General features: G+C 33.9%; 20 protein-coding genes and 1 riboswitch. Of the genes, 1 reads left to right on the forward strand and 19 read right to left on the reverse strand.

Translation table 11 applies throughout. The features are described 5' to 3' along the window. From B3C18_RS01510 to B3C18_RS01545, 8 genes are all read right to left on the reverse strand, one after another. Positions 1-987 (reverse strand): NAD(P)/FAD-dependent oxidoreductase (locus tag B3C18_RS01510; protein ID WP_291141271.1); only part of this gene is annotated, 987 nt, incomplete at its 3' end. 200 nt (positions 988-1187) lie between these two features. After that, the gene (locus B3C18_RS01515; protein WP_291141274.1) at positions 1188-1769 is read right to left on the reverse strand and encodes a precorrin-2 dehydrogenase/sirohydrochlorin ferrochelatase family protein; all 582 of its coding nucleotides are present in this window, start codon (positions 1767-1769) and stop codon (positions 1188-1190) included. Positions 1770-1933: 164 nt separating this feature from the next. Next, positions 1934-2707: a uroporphyrinogen-III C-methyltransferase gene (cobA, locus tag B3C18_RS01520; RefSeq protein WP_291141277.1), complete on the reverse strand. Its 774-nt coding sequence runs from the start codon at positions 2705-2707 to the stop codon at positions 1934-1936. Then, entirely contained in the window at positions 2700-4790 is a 2091-nt protein-coding gene (locus B3C18_RS01525) for a HEPN domain-containing protein (RefSeq protein WP_291141279.1), read from the reverse strand. Before B3C18_RS01525 ends, cobA begins: the two co-directional genes overlap by 8 nt. Before the next feature lie 104 nt (positions 4791-4894). Further along, positions 4895-6139, reverse strand: a complete 1245-nt coding sequence (locus B3C18_RS01530; protein ID WP_291141392.1) for a sulfate adenylyltransferase subunit 1 — start codon at positions 6137-6139, stop codon at positions 4895-4897. A 142-nt stretch (positions 6140-6281) separates the two neighbouring features. Further along, positions 6282-7181: a sulfate adenylyltransferase subunit CysD gene (gene cysD, locus B3C18_RS01535; RefSeq protein ID WP_035645595.1), complete on the reverse strand. Its 900-nt coding sequence runs from the start codon at positions 7179-7181 to the stop codon at positions 6282-6284. 211 nt (positions 7182-7392) lie between these two features. Continuing rightward, the gene (locus B3C18_RS01540) at positions 7393-8103 is read right to left on the reverse strand and encodes a phosphoadenylyl-sulfate reductase (protein ID WP_291141283.1); all 711 of its coding nucleotides are present in this window, start codon (positions 8101-8103) and stop codon (positions 7393-7395) included. Positions 8104-8128: 25 nt separating this feature from the next. Next, positions 8129-9016: a sulfite exporter TauE/SafE family protein gene (locus B3C18_RS01545; protein ID WP_291141284.1), complete on the reverse strand. Its 888-nt coding sequence runs from the start codon at positions 9014-9016 to the stop codon at positions 8129-8131. A gap of 299 nt (positions 9017-9315) precedes the next feature. Between B3C18_RS01545 and B3C18_RS01550 the strand changes: the two genes are divergently transcribed. After that, positions 9316-10098, forward strand: coding sequence for a sulfite exporter TauE/SafE family protein (locus tag B3C18_RS01550; protein WP_291141285.1), 783 nt, complete (start codon positions 9316-9318; stop codon positions 10096-10098). A gap of 119 nt (positions 10099-10217) precedes the next feature. Here the strand turns inward: B3C18_RS01550 and B3C18_RS01555 are convergent, their stop codons facing one another. The 11 genes from B3C18_RS01555 to B3C18_RS01605 all read right to left on the reverse strand — a co-directional run bounded on the left by B3C18_RS01555 (position 10218) and on the right by B3C18_RS01605 (position 21255). Beyond that, complete coding sequence (locus B3C18_RS01555) at positions 10218-10628, reverse strand: RrF2 family transcriptional regulator (RefSeq protein ID WP_012023576.1); 411 nt, start codon at positions 10626-10628, stop codon at positions 10218-10220. 133 nt (positions 10629-10761) lie between these two features. Continuing rightward, on the reverse strand, positions 10762-11277 hold the full coding sequence (locus tag B3C18_RS01560) for an RDD family protein (RefSeq protein WP_291141287.1): 516 nt from the start codon (positions 11275-11277) through the stop codon (positions 10762-10764). 37 nt (positions 11278-11314) lie between these two features. Beyond that, positions 11315-11818 carry an RDD family protein gene (locus tag B3C18_RS01565; RefSeq protein ID WP_291141290.1) on the reverse strand — a complete coding sequence of 168 codons (504 nt, stop codon included), beginning with the start codon at positions 11816-11818 and terminating at the stop codon, positions 11315-11317. 183 nt (positions 11819-12001) lie between these two features. Beyond that, positions 12002-13174, reverse strand: a complete 1173-nt coding sequence (locus B3C18_RS01570) for a trans-sulfuration enzyme family protein (protein ID WP_291141292.1) — start codon at positions 13172-13174, stop codon at positions 12002-12004. 111 nt (positions 13175-13285) lie between these two features. Continuing rightward, a complete protein-coding gene (locus B3C18_RS01575; protein WP_073483332.1) occupies positions 13286-13717 on the reverse strand; it encodes an OsmC family protein in 432 nt (143 codons plus the stop codon). 71 nt (positions 13718-13788) lie between these two features. After that, positions 13789-16203: a bifunctional aspartate kinase/homoserine dehydrogenase I gene (thrA, locus tag B3C18_RS01580; RefSeq protein ID WP_291141298.1), complete on the reverse strand. Its 2415-nt coding sequence runs from the start codon at positions 16201-16203 to the stop codon at positions 13789-13791. 1 nt (position 16204) lies between these two features. Next, on the reverse strand, positions 16205-17188 hold the full coding sequence (locus tag B3C18_RS01585) for an alpha/beta fold hydrolase (protein WP_291141301.1): 984 nt from the start codon (positions 17186-17188) through the stop codon (positions 16205-16207). Positions 17189-17266: 78 nt separating this feature from the next. Then, positions 17267-17375, reverse strand: a riboswitch (SAM riboswitch). Positions 17376-17564: 189 nt separating this feature from the next. After that, complete coding sequence (locus B3C18_RS01590; RefSeq protein ID WP_291141304.1) at positions 17565-17765, reverse strand: hypothetical protein; 201 nt, start codon at positions 17763-17765, stop codon at positions 17565-17567. 541 nt (positions 17766-18306) lie between these two features. Next, positions 18307-19395, reverse strand: coding sequence for an aspartate kinase (locus tag B3C18_RS01595; protein WP_291141310.1), 1089 nt, complete (start codon positions 19393-19395; stop codon positions 18307-18309). 276 nt (positions 19396-19671) lie between these two features. Then, positions 19672-20976, reverse strand: a complete 1305-nt coding sequence (locus B3C18_RS01600; protein WP_073483342.1) for an O-acetylhomoserine aminocarboxypropyltransferase/cysteine synthase family protein — start codon at positions 20974-20976, stop codon at positions 19672-19674. 90 nt (positions 20977-21066) lie between these two features. Beyond that, positions 21067-21255, reverse strand: a complete 189-nt coding sequence (locus tag B3C18_RS01605) for a hypothetical protein (RefSeq protein WP_291141314.1) — start codon at positions 21253-21255, stop codon at positions 21067-21069. Positions 21256-21266 lie beyond the last annotated feature (11 nt).

Consider the following 21266-nt stretch of genomic DNA (forward strand, 5'->3'; position numbering starts at 1 on the left):
AGAAACTGTTGTATATTTCAATACATATTTTTTACCTGGGTTTATGATTCCGTATGCAGCCTGGCACATTAAAGTTGCTTCGTGGAAACCACAAAGAATTAACTTTAATTTTCCTGGGTAAGTGTTGATATCACCAATTGCGAAGATTCCCGGAATGTTAGTTTGGTAATCTAATGCGTTGTTTACTTTAATTGCATTTTTCTCTATTTCTAATCCCCAGTCTCCAATTGGACCTAATTTTGGAGTTAATCCGAAAAGCGGAATAAAGAAATCAGTTTCGATTTTACGGTGTGCACCGTTTTCTTCGATATCTAATGATTCAACATGCTCAGCACCATTGATTCCGATAACTTCTGCCGGCGTAATTAATTTAATTTTCCCGGCTGTTTTTAATTCCTGTACTTTTTCTACAGAATCTAAAGCTCCTCTAAATTCGTTTCTACGGTGAATTAAAGTTACTTCTGAAGCTACGTTTGCTAAGAAAATTGACCAGTCTAACGCTGAATCTCCTCCTCCTGCAATTACAACTCTTTTATTTCTGAATTTCTCAGGATTTTTGATAAAGTATTTTACTCCTTTATCTTCATAAAACTCGATATCTTCGATAAGTGGTTTACGAGGCTCAAAACTTCCTAAACCTCCTGCGATTGCAATAACAGGCGCGTGGAATTTAGTTCCTTTGTTTGAAGTTACAATAAAAGATCCGTCTTCTTGTTTGTCAATGGTTTCAGCACGTTCTCCTAATGTATAACCTGGCTCAAATTGCTTAATTTGTTCTTGCAAATTATCAATTAAATCTCCTGCTAAAACTTCTGGGAATCCCGGAATATCGTAAATAGGCTTTTTTGGATATAACTCTGATAGTTGTCCTCCTGCTTGTGGCAATGCATCTAAAATGTGACATTTTAATTTTAACAATCCTGCCTCGAAAACGGCAAATAAACCTGTTGGGCCTGCTCCAATTATAAGTATATCTGTTTTAATCATTATGTTTGTTGTTTATAATCATTCTTAATAATACAAAGAAACGAATAATTTATTCTCCTGACAATGATTTTTATCATTATTCATTTCTTCTCATTCATCCATCGGGTTGAAACCCGACGCTACAATATAAATCGTTCCTTCGAAATCATCGGGTTAAAACCCGACGCTACAATATGTAACGTTCCTTCGGAACTTTTTTATTATTCTTTATTCTTCAATGAATCGGTTATTTCGTTCATCCTTTTTACCTTTTCTTCAAAATTTCCTTTTAAGGTTTTGCGATATTCATTGAGATTTTCTACCATCTGATTTATGTCTTCCGGAATTACTTCTTCAAAAAATTCCCGAAGCCTTTTTGCCGTTGTCGGCGATTTTCCATTGGTTGAAATAGCAATCTTTACATTTCCTTTTGTTACTATTCCGCCTAAATAATAATCACACAAATCTGGCGTATCGGCTATATTGCAAATCAAATAACGCTTTCTCGATAATTCGTAAACCTTTTTATTCACTTTCAAATCGTCAGTACAGGCAATTACCATGTGACGTTTTTTGAGCATTTTCTTTTTAAACTTCGATTTTGTCAATTTTATCGAAGGATGGTTTTCTGCTAAAACTTTAATTTCTAAATGAAATTCTTTTGCTACTACCTCAACATTTGCATTCGGACTTGATTTCAACAAGAAAGAAAGCTTTTCCAGACCTACATTTCCTCCGCCTACAATCAGTACATTTAAATTGTGAAGCTTTAGAAATATTGGATATAATTCGTTTTGTTCCATTTTAATTTATTTTCATCTAACCAAAATTAGATGATTTTTTGATGCATATTGAATTAAATATCCATGCGTTCCCGAGGTTGAAACCTCGGGCTATGTTTTCCAATCTCTCGTTTATTCCCCGGATTAAAATCCGGCGCTACAATATGAATCGTTCCTTCGGAATTTTATCTTGAAACTTCTTTTGATAAAAATTCTTCGTAAAATCCTTTTAGTTTGCTGCTTTCGCGGACAACTTCGCCTAAAACAATAATGGCTGGTGAACCTAATTCTTTTTCTTTTACAATATTTAGAATAGAATTTACTGTTCCTACGCCTACTTTTTCTTCTGCTGTTGTTCCGTTTTGAATGATCGCAACGGGTAAGCTTCCTTTATTTTCTTTCTGAAATAAATCGATGATTTGAGGCAATTTGTGCATTCCCATCAAAATCACAACTGTTGCAGAAGATTGTGCTGCCAAAGCTACATCTGAAGATAATTTTCTATCAGAAGTTGTTCCGGTAATTGCCCAAAAGCTTTCAGAAACTCCTCGTTTTGTAATCGAAATTCCCTGACTTGCAGGAACAGCAACTACAGAGGAAATTCCGGGAACTACGATGGTCTCAATTCCGAAGCTTTCTGCAAATTCCACTTCTTCGCTTCCTCTTCCAAAAATAAACGGATCTCCGCCTTTTAGCCGAACTACATTTCCGTAAGTCAAAGCATTATCGACAATCAGTTGATTGATTTGATCTTGCGTATAAGCATGATTTCCGATTCTTTTTCCAACAAAAATTCGGATGGCATTTTTAGGCGCATAATCCAGAATTTCTTCGTTGGCCAAAGCGTCATATAAAACCACATTTGCTTCAGCCAATGCTTTTACAGCTTTTAGCGTAAGTAAGTCAGGATCGCCCGGACCTGCACCGACTAAAGTTATTTTGGGTTTGATATTAAGCATTTTCTAATTCCTGAGCTCTGAATGTTTCGATTTTGTCAAAGAAAACTACTGCCTGAGCAATGTAATTTTTAGCGAAAGCTTCTGATGGTTCTTTTTTATTGATTTGGTAAACCAAATTTTTAAAAGTTGAGTTTAATTCTATTTTATTAGTATCGATAAAAACAGTGTCAAACAAATCTACAATTCCTGCGTGGTGGTTTGTTTTTTGGTTTTCTGCCAATAACAATGCTTTTGCACCGTTTACAAATCCTGCGTAAGCATGATAGATTGCATCTGACCATTTTTTCTCGTCGAAAGATTCCTGAGCTAAAAACAATTTTTCTTTAGCTTCAAACAATAATGTCGCTACTAAATCGATCACCACTCCGGCACATTCTCCAACTCCAACTGCTTTTACGTAATTGTCTGCATTACCCCAATCTACAAAATCAGCTTCTGTTAAATTGGTTACATCTGCGAAAGGTTTCAAAATTTCGTAGAAATATTTCTCTCCTTTTAGATCGTAATAGTTTAGGAATTTTTCTCCGTTTGCATTCGCATTAAAATCATTTAAAATTGTACGCAAAGCATCTGGACCTCTTCTACTCGGAATTTTAATTACTTTATCAGCAAAACGTCCTGCTCCATTTCCTAATCTTCCTCCGCCTAATAAAACCTGCAATGCCGGAGCAACCAGTTTACCTGAGTTGATAGACATTCCCTGGAATCCAATTGCCGACATATTATGTTGTCCGCAGGCATTCATACAACCTGAAATTTTAATTTCGATTTCGCGGTTGTTTAAATACTGAGGATATTCAGCAGTTAAAACTCTTTCTAATTCTTCTGCAATACCGGTACTACTTGCAATCCCCAAATTACAAGTATCAGTACCCGGACATGCCGTAATATCTCCTGTAGAATTATATCCTAATTGAACAAAATCCAGTTTGGCTAATTCCTGATAAAAGAATGGTAAATTCTCTTCTTTTACGTGACGTATTACAATATTTTGACGCAATGAAAAACGTAATTCATTTGCTGCGTAATTTTTAATTAATGCGGCTAATAATCGTGCCTTATCAGTATAAAAATCTCCTAATAAAACTTTGATTCCAATTGCATAATAACCATCTTGTTTTTGCTTGATTACATTCGATTTTTTCCAAGCTTCATAAGCTGCAGTATCTTCGATTGTAACTTGCGGAACTTCTAATAATGGCTCTGTAATTGGTCCGTCAAAAGCAGTTGTATCTATTTCATGTGTTTCAAAAGCAATGGCTTTTTTCTCTTGTTCAACCAAATCAAGGAAAACATCTCTTCCCATTTCTTTGATTAAGAATTTCATACGCGCTTTCATTCTTTTTGCACGCTCTCCATATCTGTCGAAAATACGAATGATTCCTTCTGCTGTTGGAATGATTTCGTTTACCGGAACGAATTCTGAAAGCAATTCTGCATGTGCCGGCTGAGATCCTAAACCTCCTCCAAACATGATTTTAAATCCGCGTTCACCGTCTTTAATTTTCGGAATAAATCCTAAATCGTGTAAATAACTCAAAGCCGTATCTTCGTCTGAAGAAGAGAACGAAATTTTGAATTTACGTCCCATTTCCTGACAAATTGGGTTTCTTAACAAATATTGAAAAAGTCCGTGTGCATAAGGCGAAACATCAAATGGTTCGTTTACGTCAACTCCAGCCAATTCGCTTCCTGTGATATTTCTAACGGTGTTTCCACAAGCTTCGCGAAGCGTGATATCGTCTTTAGCCAAATCTGCCCAAAGTTCTGGTGTTCTGTCTAAACTCACGTAGTGAATCTGGATATCCTGACGCGTCGTAATGTGCAAACGTCCTGTAGAATATTCATCAGAAACTTGCGTGATACGCACTAATTGCTCGCTGGTAACTTTACCATATGGCAATTTGATACGGATCATCTGAACGCCTTCCTGACGTTGCCCATAAATTCCACGCGCTAAACGAAGACTACGAAAACGCTCATCATCAATTTTTCCTCCACGGAATAAATGAATCTTTTTTTCTAATTCGATAATCTCTCTTTGAACTACCGGATTTTCTATTTCTGTTCTAAAACTTTCCATTTGTTTTGATGCTTTAGGCTTTAAGCTGTAGGCTATAAGCTTTTTAAACTTTGTGTCTTTCCTCATTTAAGCTTAAGGCTTATTGCTTAAAGCTTATTGCAGGTTTACCTAATAAATCCTACTCCTGCTGTTGTGTTTGTTGCTGTATCAATTAAGATAAAAGCTCCGTTTGATTTGTTTTCGTTGTAAGCGTCAAAATATAAAGGTTTGCTTAATTTGATGCTTACTTCTCCTATTTCGTTGATGGCTAATTGTGAAGCTTCTTTTGTTCCGGAATAGTCTGTTGAGATGGTATTTTTGATACTTTCTACTTTGGCTAAAACCGAATTTGTATTGTGCTGTACAATATATTTTGTTCCTGCAACCAGTTTTTTGCTGTCCATCCAGCAAACTGTTGTTGTGATCTCTTTTTCAATTTTTGGAAGTTCTGATGATTTTACAATCATGTCGCCTCTCGTTACATTGATATCATTTTCTAATTCGATGGTAATTGATGAACCTGCAACGGCTTCGTCAAATGTTTTATCGAAAAAGTGAATTTTAGATACTTTTGATTCTGTTAAAGAAGGAAGAACTGTTACAGCATCTCCAACTTTAATAGAGTTTCCGTATAATTTCCCTGCGTAACCTCTAAAATCGTGGTATTCTTCTGTTTTTGGACGAATCACAGTTTGAACTGGGAAACGTGCTTTTCCTGCTTCAAAAACATCATGAGCATGTAATCCTTCTAAATGTTCTAAAACCGTTTGACCTGTATACCAAGGCATATCTTTTGACTGATCAACTACGTTTCCGCCATTGATTGCGCTTAACGGAATGTAACTTACGTTTTGTTCCTTGAAAGTACTTTTTGCATTTAATGCCTGAAAATCAGCTTTGATTTTATTGAAAACTTCTTCAGAATAATCCACTAAATCCATTTTATTAATCGCAACAATTACTTCTTTTACTCGCAATAAATTATTGATAAAAAAATGACGGTACGTTTGCTCAATAACTCCTTTTCTGGCATCAATTAAAATAATCGAAACCTGAGAAGTCGAAGCTCCTGTAACCATGTTTCTAGTATATTCTACGTGACCTGGAGTATCGGCAATAATGTAACTTTTCTTTGCTGTCGAAAAATAAATGTGCGCAACATCAATCGTGATTCCTTGTTCTCTTTCAGCCACTAAACCATCTGTTGCTAATGAGAAATCCAGATAATCATATCCTTTTTGTTTACTGCTTTTTTCGATTGCTTCTATCTTATCAGTCGTCAATGATTTTGTGTCATACAATAATCTCCCGATCAAAGTACTTTTTCCGTCATCTACACTTCCTGCTGTTGCTATTTTTAAAACTTCCATTCTTGTATATTGTTTCAGGTTTAAAGTTTCAGGTTTCATGTTCTCTCGAAACTTATAAATCTGTATGTTTTTGTTTTTTTGATTTCCTTTTTAATTACTTCCTGAATTGCCTTCATAATTCACAATTCATAACTCATAATTATTAAAAATAACCTTGTTGTTTTCTCTTTTCCATTGCAGCTTCAGAACGTTTGTCATCGATTCTGGCTCCTCTTTCAGAAATCGTTGATTCTCTAATTTCGCCTACAACTTCTTCGATTGTTGCTGCGTAAGATTCAACCGCTGCTGTACAACTCATATCTCCAACGGTTCTGAAGCGAACAATTCTTTCTTCGATTTGTTCGTCTTCTTCTTGGTACACAAAAGGAGAATGCGACCAGATTAAACCGTCTCTCAAAAAAACTTTTCTTTTATGTGAAAAATAGATTGACGGAATTTCGATGTGTTCTTTTTCGATATAACTCCAAACATCTAATTCTGTCCAGTTTGAAATTGGGAAAACACGAACGTTTTGTCCATTTTCAATTTTTCCATTTAAGATATCAAACAATTCTGGTCTTTGATTTTTTTCGTCCCATTGTCCGAAATCATCACGAACTGAGAAAATACGTTCTTTAGCTCTTGCTTTTTCTTCATCACGACGCGCACCGCCAATACAAGCATCAAACTTAAATTCTTCAATTGCATCTAAAAGTGTTGTCGTTTGCAGGCTGTTTCTACTAGAATATTTTCCTGTTTCTTCAACCACTTTTCCTTCATCAATAGCATCCTGAACATTACGAACGATCAACTCTAAACCTAATTCTTCTACCAATTTATCTCTGAAAGCAATTGTTTCTGGGAAATTGTGTCCCGTATCAACGTGTAAAAGAGGAAACGGAATCTTAGCAGGAAAAAATGCTTTTTGCGCCAAACGCACTAATGTTATAGAATCTTTTCCTCCTGAGAAAAGTAAAACCGGTTTGTCAAACTGTGAAATTACTTCTCTGAAAATGTATATCGCTTCACTCTCTAAAGCGTTTGTTTTTAATACTGAACTCATTGTTTTTTGTTTGATATTTTTTAGTTTCAAGTTTCAGGTTTTAAGTTGTGAGTTACTCTAAAACTTTCCGCTATTTATTCTGTTTTCTATTCTTCCCCGGATTAAAATCCGGCGCTACAATATGGATCGTTCCTTCGGAACTTTAAATCTATATTCTTTATTCTATTCTCTATTTTCTTGTCTCTTGCTTCTTGCCTCTAAAAATCTAGACTTACTCTTTTTTAGCGCTATGCAAACCACACTCTTTATGGCTTGATTCCCACCACCATCTTCCGGCTCTGATATCTTCACCCGGAAAAATTGCTCTTGTACAAGGTGCGCAGCCAATACTTACGAAACCTTGTTTGTGTAAAGCATTTTGAGGTACATTATTTTCTGAAAGATACGTTTCAACTTCTTCTAAAGTCCATTTTAGTAACGGATTGAATTTTATAATTTCGAAGTTTCCATCGTATTCAAACAAATGCAAATCCTGTCTGTTTTCTGATTGTTCGGCTCTTAAACCTGTAATCCAAACTGAATTTCCTGCTAAAGCTTTTCGTAACGGAACTACTTTTCGAATAAAACAACATTCTTTTCTGTTTTCAACTGAATCGTAAAAGCTGTTTGGTCCTTTTTCTTTTAGAAGATTTTCTACCGCTGTTGCTTCTGGAAAAAAAACTTCAATAGGTCTTTTATACTTTTTTAATGTTTTGTGAAAAACGTCGTAAGTTTCCTGAAATAATCTTCCGGTGTCTAAAGTAAAAACAGTAATATCAGTATTGCTTTTTGCAATAAAATCTGTAATTACCTGATCTTCCTGTCCAAAAGAAGTGGAAAAAATTACTTTTCCCGGAAACTCTTTTGCTAAAAAAACTAAGGTTTCGTCCAGCGAAAAATCTTTTGTTTTCTCTAATAATTCTTGTACAATAATCGCACTCATAATCTCTTTCTCCTAATCTAAAGAATTATAATAATTTAGATAATGTTTTTAAACTCAATAATATAATTAGAATTCCAACGGCAACCATCATTGGTTTTCTTTTGATTTTATTTACCAAATATGCTGCTAATGGCGCTGAAATAACTCCTCCTAAAATCAATCCGATGATTACCTGCCAGCCATGAATTCCTCCAAAAAGCATAAAAGTAATACCACTTGCAAATGAAATTGCAAACTCCGCTGCATTTACTGAACCAATTGTATATCTCGGGTTTCTTCCTCTTCCTAATAATGTTGAAGTTACGATTGGTCCCCAGCCTCCGCCGCCAACCGAATCCATAAAACCTCCAAATACAGCTAAAGCGCCTAATCTTTTCGTTTTCTTCTTTACAATTGTTTTTTTCAATGCTTTTCTGATGATAACAAGTGCTAAAATAATCATGTAAACTGCAATAAATGGCTTAATAACATCTCCATTAATAATATCAGATAATAAATAAGCTCCTGTAATTGAACCTAAAACACCTGGGATTAATAAATGTTTTGTCAATTTTTTATTGATGTTCCCAAATCTATGATGTGAAAGTGCCGATGCTCCCGTTGTAAACATTTCAGATACGTGAACTGCCGTACTACTTACAACCGGCGGAACTCCGTAAGCCAATAAAAATGACGTTGAAGTTGCTCCATAACCCATTCCTAAAGTTCCGTCAACTAATTGAGCGAAAACTCCAATGGCGAAAAACACTAAAAATTCTTCATTAAATCCTTCTACAAATCCATTCCACGAAAATTCAGCGTGGTGATTGTATATTAATACAGTTAATAAACTTACTAGTAAAACAACAGGAATTCCAATCCATAGCTTTTCTTTAAAAGAATCGGCGGTATTTATTTTCAGTTCTCTTTCCATATTAAATGATTGAATTTGTTTTCAAAACCTATTACCCTATCGGGTTAATAGATTACTTTGCAAAAATACTATTTATTTCTAAAAATCAAAACAAATATTATCGTTTTTTTAAACCTTTAACTTACTCTGGATCACGTTGAAACAAATAATTGAATTAATTTCACAAATAATGATCTATAACACCATATTTAAACAATATATTCCTCTGAAATGTTTGGTTATATAAATATATCTTAATCTCTACAATTTCCATAGGATAATTATAAAAATGTCGTTATTTTAGCGATAAATTTTTTTATATGGATTTTCAAATAGGTCTTGTAATTGCAGGATTAGCAGTAGGTTTTATTGTTGGATTGACTGGAGTTGGAGGCGGATCTTTAATGACTCCAATTTTATTATATTTCCGTATTTCTCCAACAACAGCTGTAGGTACAGATTTGCTTTATGCTGCTTTTACCAAAATGGGAGGCGTTTTTGTACATAATAAAAAAGGTAACATCAACTGGAAAATTACAGGCTGGTTAACACTTGGCAGCGTTCCTGCTTCCTTACTAACTTTATGGATCTTAAACAGTATTAAAACAGATATTGAGACTATTAATGCTGTTATTAAATACAGTTTAGGCTGGGCATTATTATTTACATCGGTTGCTATTATTTTCAAAAAGAAACTTCTTGTTTTTTCTCAGAAACATGCAGGAGATAAATTTCATAACGAAAGCACTACTCAAAATATGCTGACTATAGGAATTGGAATTTTATTGGGTGCAACCGTAACTTTAACTTCTATTGGAGCCGGAGCATTGGGAACGGTAACTTTGTTTTTCCTTTATCCCCTTTTGCCAACACCTCGTTTAGTAGGGACTGAAATTGCTCACGCTGTTCCGTTGACTTTAGTTGCAGGAATTGGCCACGCTTCTATGGGAAATTTAGATTTAATGCTATTAGGACAATTATTACTAGGATCTCTTCCCGGAATTTGTATTGGAAGCAGTTTAAGCGGAAAAGTACCGGATCTATTTCTTAGAAATGCTATCGCTGTAATGCTTTTCCTGGCAGGATATAAATTGATTTTTTAAAATATTTTTTTTTCACCATATAAGTTATATAAGTTCATTTTAGTAGAGACGCATAGCAGCGTGTCTAAATTTAAACGATGATAAATTAAATGAACTTATATAACTTATATGGTGAAAAATTAAAATGCAATATCTGCAAGCGAATTACTTTCTAATATTTTAAGTGTATTATCTCTTACTTCTGTCATTAAACGTCGTGCTGCGCAGGTAGATTCATCATCGCAGTCATCGCATTTTTCGTAGAAATTATGACTTGCGCATGGAAGCAGTGCAATTGGTCCTTCAAGAATTCGGTATACTTTGGCCATACTGATATCTTTTGGATCTTTTATCAGATAATAACCGCCGCCTTTTCCTTTTTTTGCTCCAAGAAATCCGGAGTTTCTCAATAATAATAAAATACTTTCCAGAAATTTTATCGAAATATGTTCACTTTTTGCAATTTCTGCTATTTGTACAGGTTCGTTATTTTCTCGTCTGGCTAAATAGGTTAAAGCTTTAATTCCGTATTTTGTTTTCTTTGAAAGCATCTTTAAATTTTAGATTTCAGACTGTAAATTTTAGATTATTTCTAAAATAAACAAGCTTCATATTATTCTGCAACAAAAATAGGCTTTTTAAATGAGAAAAATAACAGAACAAAATTATATTCTACTTATTCTATCAATTTAGTTCGGTGTTTCCTATTAAATTGAATTCGTGAAATAGTTTTACTTCGTTTTCAAGATCTTTTTTATTGACAACGTAGGTGTTAGAAATAGAATCATGCCAGTCTCTGGACGGACTGCCTAAAAAAGAGAATATCTCAAAAGGAATCAATCTGCATAAACTTCTTTTCAAAATAATTCCCCAACCGGGTTTGTTTCCGTTTTCATCAACTACCACAGTTCCTGTAATAAATTTTCCCACGGTACTTCCAAACACACCTTCTGCCACAACATAATAAGCTGTGATCATCAAAACACTTAAAAATATTATCATCCAGCTTCCTGCATTAAAAACCCAAAATCCAAATCCTGTTAATCCAACAGAATCTAAAACTTTTACGAGTGCAGGTATAACAAGACCTAATACCGTTGAGGCTGCATATGTAAAAATGTAATCTATCAAATAATTTAAAAATCTTATTTTTCGAGAAGAAATCAAGTCTTCTTCTAAAACATAAACAGATTCACTCATAGAATTTATTTTTTTGGTTTCTTTAAATTCTATTTTATTAAATCGTTTCGGTGTTACCGATTAAATTGAATTCGTGAAAAGTTTTCATATTTTCTTCTAATCCCTTTTTACTAACAACATATGTATTAGAAATTGAATCATGCCAGCCTCTTGAACCGCCTAGAAAAGTAAATGCATCAAAAGGAATTAAACGGCATAAGCTTCTTTTAAAAGCAACGCCTAAAGTTGGTTTTTCTCCATTTTCATCTACAACAATAGTTCCTGTAATAAACTTACCAATTGATCTTCCAAATAAGCCTTCCGTTAAAGTATAGTACATCATAGATACGGTTATAACGATAACATTCCAGCCTAAATCGCCTAAATTATCAACCCATACCCCAAGCCCATTCAGTCCAAATAATGCAATGAGAATACCAAGTAAAACTCCAATTACAATTAAAATGATCACAAAAACGGCCAGATCAATTATATAGTTTAAAAAACGCGCTCCTGCGGATGCTAATAATGTATCATCTAAAATGTAAGTAGAGTTACTCATGGTTGGTTAGTTTATTAAATTGATTATTATAGATTTAAATTTATAACGAAAACAAAAATATATTTTTTGTTCAAATAACCATCAAAAAAGAATGACGATTTTTAACAGTAATAAATTTACAGTCAAAAATCGTCATTATACGGTTTAGAAATCTAATATCTAAAATCAGAAATCTAAAATTATTTAATCCAGTGCTTGCTTTAAATCGGCAATTACATCTGCGACTGTTTCTAAACCTACAGAAACACGAACCAGACCTTGTGTGATTCCAACTGCAAGTTGATCTCCTTCAGATAATTTGCTGTGTGTTGTTGATGCTGGATGTGTTACAATCGTTTTTACGTCACCAATATTTGCCGAAAGAGAACATAATTTAATCTTATCCAAAAATTTTCTTCCTGCTTCAAGACCGCCTTTAATTTCGATCGCAATAATGTTACCGCCTAAAAGCATTTGTTTTTTGGCAATTTCATATTTTGGATGTGATTTCAAGAATGGATATTTCACACTGTTTACGTTTGGGTGACTTTCTAAAAATTCCGCCACTTTTAAAGCATTTTCACAATGTCTGTCCACACGAACAGCCAATGTTTCTAAACTTTTTGACAAAACCCATGCATTAAATGGCGACATTGCCGGTCCTGTATTTCTTGAAAACAAGTATATTTTACGAATTAACTCCGCTTCTCCAACTGCAACTCCTCCTAAAACACGACCTTGTCCGTCTATTAATTTTGTTGCTGAATGAATTACGATATGCGCACCGTATTTAATAGGCTGCTGAATGTATGGCGTAGCAAAACAGTTGTCAATTATTAAAATCAAATTGTGCTTTTTTGCAATTTGTCCTAACAATTCCAAATCTACTACATCTACACCAGGATTTGTTGGTGTTTCAGCATATAAAATTTTAGTGTTTGGCTTAATAAAACTTTCAATTGTTTCCGGTTTATTGATATCAAAATAAGAAGTTTCAATTTTCCATTTTGGGAAATACGTCATGAACAATGCATGAGTTGATCCAAAAACACTTCCTGCAGAAACAATATGATCTCCAGATTCTAACAATGCTGCAAACGTAGAATATATAGCTGCCATTCCGGTTGCAAAAGCATAACCGGCTTCGGCTCCTTCCATTGCACAAACTTTGTCTACAAATTCTGTTGTATTTGGGTTGCTGAAACGAGAGTAAATATTGCGGACTTTTTCTTCCGTGAAAGAAGCTCTCATATCCTCTGCATCTTCAAATATAAAACTTGATGATAAATACAAAGGAGTTGAATGTTCCTGAAATTGTGTTTTTTCTAAATGTGTACGTATGGCTTTAGTTTCAAAACCAAATTCTTCTATATTCATTATGTTGTGTGTTTAAAAGAGTTATTTCGCAGAGTTTCACAAAGTGATCACAGAGTTTCGCAAAATAATCTTTCATTATTTAATAGTTAGTCCAAAGAATTATCTAATTGACTAATTTTCTAATTGAATGTTGTTTAAAACAACTTTGTAATTGATTGTTGCTGTTGGTTCTACAGTTTTGGCAACGGAACAGTATTTCTCGAAAGAAAGCTGTGCGGCACGTTGTGCTTTTTCTGGATTGATATCACCTTCTAAATAAAAAACCACATCGATTTCTTTAAAAGGTTTTGCTTCGTCAATCTGTACGCGCGTTCCATCAACCTCAGCGTTAAAAGAAGTGATTTCCTGACGCTGCTTTTTCAAAATCGAAATCATATCAATTGCACTGCATCCGGCAACGCCCATTAATACCAACTCCATTGGACTTGCGCCTAAATCGCTTCCTCCAAATTCAGCTCTGCTGTCAACATCAACTACATGTCCGCGTTCATTTTTAAGTTTAAAATGAAAAGCGTCATTTACTCTGTTCAAAGTTACTTTCATGTTATTTTTCTTTTTTTTATTTGTTAGAGTTCAGCAATCTAAACTCTAAAATCTGCAATCTAAAATTCTAATTATCCTTTATCAGATAATCTCAAAATATCTCCAAAAACTCCTCTTGCCGTTACCGCAGAGCCTGCACCAGCTCCCTGAATAACAATTGGACGATCTCCGTAAGATTCTGTGTAAATTTCGAAGAAAGAATCAGACCCTTTTAAACCGCCAAGAGCAGTGTCTGAAGGAACAGAAACTAATTTTACTTCTAGATTTCCTTTATCATTTTGTAAATCACCAGACAATTCACCAATGTATCTTAATACATGATTTGGTTTTTGGTCGGCTTTAATTTTCTCGTAAATTGGGTCGAATTCTTTTAATTTCGTTAAGAAATCAGCAACATTTCCTTCGCGTAAATGTTCCGGAATCAGGTTTTGAATGGAGATTTCTTCAAACTCATTTTGTAAATCTAATTCTCTTGCCAAAATCAATAATTTTCTTCCCACATCATTTCCGCATAAATCCTCACGCGGGTCTGGTTCTGTATATCCGTTATCAATTGCTTCTTTCAGAATTTCGCTAAACGGAACATCTTTTGCAGAGAAATTATTGAATAAATAACTTAATGTTCCTGAGAAAACGCCTTTAATTTTTGTGATGTTTTCACCAGAAAGATGTAATAATTTAATCGTATCAATTAATGGCAAACCTGCACCAACATTAGTTTCGTACAAATAATTCTTTTGGTTTTCTGCCAAAGCTTTTCTCAATTCTTTATAAAAACCATACGTCAATGTATTCGCCACTTTATTTGAAGAAATTAAGTCGAAACTGCTTTCTACAAGCGGAACATAATTTTCTACGAATGATGCACTTGCCGTATTATCAATCGCAATTAAGTTTTCTAAATGATACTCATTTGCATAAGCGATAATGTCTTTGATTGTATACGGTTCACCTTTAGTTTCAATGTCATTTTTCCAGCTTGAAGTTACGCCATTTTTATTTAAAAGAAGCTTTTTAGAATTGGCAATTGCAAAAACATTCAGCTTAATATCTTTACGTTTTTCAATTGATGAAGCCGATTCTAAAATTTGATTAATCAAAGTTCCTCCCACTAATCCGTGACCGAAAATGGCGATGTTGATTTTTTTAGAAACTCCAAAAATCTCTCCGTGAATTACGTTTAAAGCTTTGTTTAGTTCTTCTTTCTTCACAACTAAACTCACGTTTTTACCCGTAACAGTGTTGTTGAATAAAATGGGAACTATTTTATTTTTGATTAAAGCTGTATAAGGTTTATGAAACGTACTTAAATCCTGCCCGATAATTGAAATTACCGAAACATTATCTGTTACTGTTATTTGGTTTACATCTTTAGAATAAAAGTCGTTTTCAAACTCTTTTTCTAATTCAACCATTGCAAGCGTTGCTTTTTCTTTTGCCACAACCAATCCAATTCCTCTTTCTGAAGAACCTTGCGAAATGATGCTTACACTGATATTGTGATCACCCATTACTTTAAAAATACGGGCATCAACGCCAGATTTCCCTAGTAATCCACGGCCTTCAAGGTTTACAAGCGAAACATTTTCTAAAACAGAAAGTGTTTTAATTCCTTCTTTTTGAGAATTTGAAGTGATTAATGTTCCGTGGTTTTCGTGATTGAATGTGTTTAAAATACGAAGTGGAATATTTTTTTCCAATAATGGAATTATCGTTTTGGCGTGCAGAATTGTTGCGCCAAAATTGGCTAATTCGTTTGCTTCATTAAACGATAAATATTCGATTTTTTTAGCATCAGCAACTAAATCCGGGTTTGCTGTGTAAATTCCGTCAACGTGTGTAAAGTTTTGAAGTTCTTCGGCATCCAGATAATTAGCAATTAACGAAGCGGTATAATTGCTTCCGTTTCTTCCTAAAGTTGTGGTGTCGTTGTTGTTATTTGAACCAATGAAACCTGTAACGATATTTACTGTTTCACCGTTATGAAGTTTGAAATAGTTGATAACGTTTTTCTTTGAAAGTTGTTCCAAAGGCTGAGCGTCACCAAATTTAGAATCGGTTTTTAATAATTCTCTTGTGTCAACGAAATTGGCAGGAATTCCTTTTTCTACTAAAATTGAAGTCAATAATTTAGCCGAAAGCAATTCGCCTTTAGACAAAATCTGATCTTTGATTTTGTTGCTATAATCGCCAATTAAGCTTACTCCTTCGAATAATTTATCTAAAATATTAAATTCTTCAGATAAATCAACTTTCGGATAATCTGAAGTCTGGTATGCTTTAAAGCTTTCTAAAAGCGGTTTGTAGTTTCCGTTTTTGGCAGCAATTCTTAAAATATCTTCTAATTCATCTGTCGCATTTCCGCGTGCAGAAACAACCACGGCAATTTTTTCGCCTTGATTTACTTTATCAGAAATGATTGAAACTACTTTGTTAAGCCCTTCTCCGTTTGATAATGATTTACCACCAAATTTTAATATTTTCATTTTATTTTGCTATTGTTTCTGCCTTAAAAATATCGGCAAGTAAATGATCTAATTGTTTGTACTCGATTAAAAAAGCGTCATGTCCGTGAACCGAATCAATTTCGCTGTAAAAAACATTGTTTTTAAATTTCTTTAATTCATTGTAGGTTTCCAGATTTTCTTTTGGCGTAAAAAATAAATCTGAATTAATGGCTACGATATGAATCGCAGCGTTTGATTTGGATATTAACGTTTCAAAATCCTCACTATTTCTCGTAATATCTATGGTTTTAAGCAGCTGATTCATCAATTTGTATGATGCTAATTGATAGCGCTGCTGTAGTTTTTTTCCGTGATGTGCCAGCCAGCTTTCAATATTAAAAATCAAAAGATCCTGATTGATTGTTCGTTGGAATTTTTCTTTGAATGATTCCGGAGATCGATAACACAACATGGCGTGAATTCTGGCATCTTCAATTGGTTTTGAAGAATTATTCAGAATTTGTTCTTGCAGAAAACAGTTTGCAATCATCCAATCAGTCGATTTCCAGTCGGTTGCAATAGGAATTAAATGTTCTGTGATGTTGGGTTCCAAAGCCAGGATTTCCCATGCAATTCCACCACCAACAGAACCGCCGATAATGGCAAATACCTGCTCAATACTTAAAGCTTTTAATCCTTTGATGAAAAGTTTAGCAATGTCTCTGGTTGTAAAATCCTGATAATTTTCGATTATAAACGAATCGTTTCCGTTTCCGGGAACATTAAATGCCAGAATGGTGTATTGATTGGTATCGATGGTTTTTGCTTCGCCTATTAAATCATTCCACCAGCCGTTTTCTCCGGTAACATCAGCGTTTCCGGTTAAGGCGTGATTTACCAAAACAATTGGCGCTGTATACAGTGGTTTCCCGGAAAGTGTAAAACTTAACGGTAACGACGGATACAGTGCACCACTTTCGGTGATGAAATCTTGAATTATAATGGGACTTGGTATATTTTCCAATTTCAAATCTATTTATTATTGATTTGTATGTGGAAATATTAGAAAGAAAGTCTAGAGTTGAAACTAGAAAAATTCTTGTTGTTATCTTTCCACGTTTGGGCGTGGTAGAATGCAGCACCTTCTTCGAATTAACGAAGGGTTGCTAAGGATTCATCGGGTCTAATCCCTCGTCCTTTCTTTATAACATTTCAATACGTTTTTGAACTTAACGGTGCAAATTAACTACTAATTTCTTAAACTAACAAATTTTAATGAAACTGATTACTCAATTTCTTAAACATAATTCAATCAGAAACTTTTGTACGCACAAAAATACCGAACGTTATGCCCAGTAAAGTCATGCAGGTTTTAACCTATTTTATGGCTGCTTTTCAAGTTAGATGAAAAGGGTTTCATTTTCTTTTGAATACATCAAAAACAATAATGAATTTGGTGCTTTTTTCTCCGCTTTTTTATCTGTTTCAGTTACACCGAAACTTGGGTGGATTAATTCGTTAACAGGCGGCGGGTTGTTTCTTTCAGCTTTTGCACTTCTGAACCCTGTAAGTTTTTTTCTTAAGTAAGTTATTGCGCTCATATTATTAAGTTTAAGTTAGTTATTGTAATCTTTATGTTTCCTTTAATTCTTTGTTATGTTTACCAAATGGAATAAAAAAACCCTTTTGGATTTTAATACCAAAAGGGTTTAAGTTTTTATAGAACTTATATATACTTTTAGTATCAACAGACGTGTACACAAATACGTGCGACATTAAACATCATGTTCATCTGTAAGGACTTATTCATTTGCGATTTGACAGTTATTTTAAAAAAATCTTGCATTTACTTTTCTTTAAAAGCTTTTTTTTAGATGTGATTAGGATCTCAAAAGCTGTATTTATTTTAACAATTAATCATCTGTTTTAGCAGATTTTACTTGTCTTACAAATGTGCGAATATTTTTTCAATATTCCAAGTTACAAAACCTTATTTTTTCTTAAAAAACGTTAAAAAACAGCTTTTTATCGTTAAAAAACATCTTACAAAATCACAATTTGAATCAAAAGAGGTATAATCTTACAAAAAATAACTTTACTTTTAGTTTCAATCTGTCAAAGAACTACTAATATTACAACCACTTATAGCCAGACTGCTTCCTTATTTTTAATCTTTTCAGCTACTTTTAAAATATCTGTAATTAAACCTCTAGAAATAGCCTGTTTGCATGGCGACGCACTTTGAAGTACAATTGGTGTACTGGCATAAGATTGGGTATAAATCTCAAAAATAGAATCGGAACCTTTTAATTGTCCTATTGCTGAAGTTATAGGTTCTGAAACTAATTTGACTTCTAAGGTATTTTTCTCGACATCAAATTCTCCAATATATCTTAAAACATGATTGTCTTTCTGGGTTATTTTGGCAATTTTAAACGATCGGTCAATGGCATCTTTATTAAGGATTCCGTTTTTCTCTAAATGCTCTTCTCCAATAAGCGGATTAATTTTAATATCAGAGAGTTCGAATTCTTTACCAATTTCACGGGTTAAAATCAACAATTTTCTGGCGGTATCATTTCCTGATAAATCTTCTTTAAAAGTAGATCGCATTAATCCGAGAAGGCTTGCATCTTTTAAAATAGATGAAAATGTGTTTTCTTCGGAAGAAAAACGATTAAAGACATAACTCAGATTATCTGAAAATACGCCTCTGATTTTGGTAATTTTTTCTCCTGAGAAATACAAATCCCTTAAAGTCTGCAAAACAGGAAAACCGGTATCGACTGAGGTTTCATACAAAAACTCTTTGTCGTACTTTTTAAGATTTTCTCTAAGCTGCTTATAAAGATCAATTGGAAGTGTATTTGCCTTTTTATTGACGGCAACAATATTAAATCCGTTTTCGATCAACGTATTATAATGACCAATAAGTTCATCACTTGCGGTTGCATCAACAGCGATTAGATTTTCGAATTCGTTTTCTTTTGCAAATTCGATAATATCCTGCACTCTAAAAGGAACAGCCAATTCTCTAAAATTAGTTTCCCACGCATATCCTACGCCTTCTTTCTCGAAAAAGGCAACGGTAGAATTGGTAATTATTGGAAAGTGAAAATCGACGTTTTTACTTTGCAGAAAAAACTCCTGACTTTCGATAATCTGATTGATTAATGTACTTCCTATATTTCCAATTCCAAAAAGGATAATATTTATTTTAAGCTTTGACATAATTTTAATTTTTTAAAACATATCTGTAATTAGTAAACCATATAAGTTATATAAGTTCATTTAATTATCAACGTTTATAATTTTAGACGTACCGTGTTTTCGAGTTAGACGCACTGCTGTGCGTCTCTACATCGGTGCATCGATTAGACGCACTGCGGTGCGTCTCTACTAAATGAACTTATATAACTTATATGGTGAAATCTTTTTTCATAAAAAATCACCTCTAGCAGAACTCACGCTGCTAAAGGCAATTTTTCAAACAAAAAACAAAAAAACCTAATTTTTATTAATACTGTACTGTGACTGAGTTACGCTTTCAAAAACCGATTGTAAGTCGGCAATTAAATCCTCTACATCTTCTATTCCAACAGAAAGTCGGACTAAATCTTTTGAAACTCCAGTAGCCAATTGCTCTTCTTCTGACAATTGCTGGTGTGTCGTGCTCGCCGGGTGGATAATCAGCGATTTTGTATCACCAATATTAGCCAGAAGTGAGAACAATCTTGTTTCGTCTACCACTTTTTTAGCGGCATCAAAACCTCCTTTTAACCCAAAAGTGATCACGCCGCTTTGTCCTTCAGGAAGATATTGTTTCGCTAAATCATAATATTTACTTGATTTTAAACCTGGGTAATTTACCCAAACCACCTCATCTTGTTTCTCTAACCATTCGGCCAGAACCAAAGCATTTTCGCTGTGTTTTTTAATTCGGATTGGTAAGGTTTCTAATCCCTGAATAATCTGGAAAGCATTAAATGGACTTAAAGCTGCTCCAAAATCACGTAATCCTTCAATTCTTGCTTTTGCAATAAACGCGGCATTTCCTAAAGCTTCGTGATATACTAATCCGTGATATCCTGCAGAAGGTTCTGTAAATTCAGGGAATTTTCCGTTAGACCAGTCAAAAGTTCCGGCGTCGATAATCGCGCCTCCTAATGAAGTTCCATTTCCGGCAATATATTTTGTCAAGGAGTGAATTACAATATCGGCACCATATTTAATTGGGTTTAATAAATAAGGTGTCGCAACTGTATTATCTACTATAAATGGCACTTTGAATGCTTTGGCTTCCGCCGAAATTCCTTTTAAATCTAATACATCCAGTTTTGGATTCCCCAGTGATTCTACAAAGAATGCTCTGGTATTTTCTTTTGCTGCTTTTGTGAAGTTTTCAGGCTTTGAAGGATCTACAAAAGTGGTTGTAATTCCTAATCGCGGTAATGTTACACTTAATAAGTTGTACGTTCCGCCGTATAAACTATTTGATGCTACGATATGATCGCCAGTTCTTAGCAAAGTCAAAAAAGTTGTTGAAATTGCCGATGCTCCAGATGCTGTAACTACAGCTCCAATTCCGCCTTCGAGTGCTGCTAATCTCTGTTCTAAAACATCATTTGTTGGGTTATTTAATCTAGTGTAGATAAATCCGGCTTCGGCAAGACCAAATAAATTAGCTGCATGATCTGCGTTATTAAATACGTATGATGATGTTTGATAAATAGGCACCGCTCTTGTTCCAGAATTTTTAGTTACATCATGTCCTGCGTGTAATGCGTTTGTTGCAAATTTTTGTGTACTCATGATTTCTTAGTTTTTAAATATTGTTAATACTATATATAAAGTGGTATTTGACTTTGAAATTGATTTTTGAAATTGAAATGATCAATTGATTTATGCAAAAGGAAGTTCTCCTTCTATTTCAAGATCATACATTTGAAACAATAATGATTTTTGACTTTTTCTATCTTGCTCCGTTTTTATTCTGATAACTTCTTTTGTGATCTCTTCTGATCTATTATTGTTTGTTTGAGAATCGTTTCTCAATAAATACTCTATGGCGATTGAATTTAGTGTTTTCATGATTTTAAAAT

Source organism: Flavobacterium sp. UBA7680 (assembly GCF_002482975.1).
Classification (GTDB): domain Bacteria; phylum Bacteroidota; class Bacteroidia; order Flavobacteriales; family Flavobacteriaceae; genus Flavobacterium.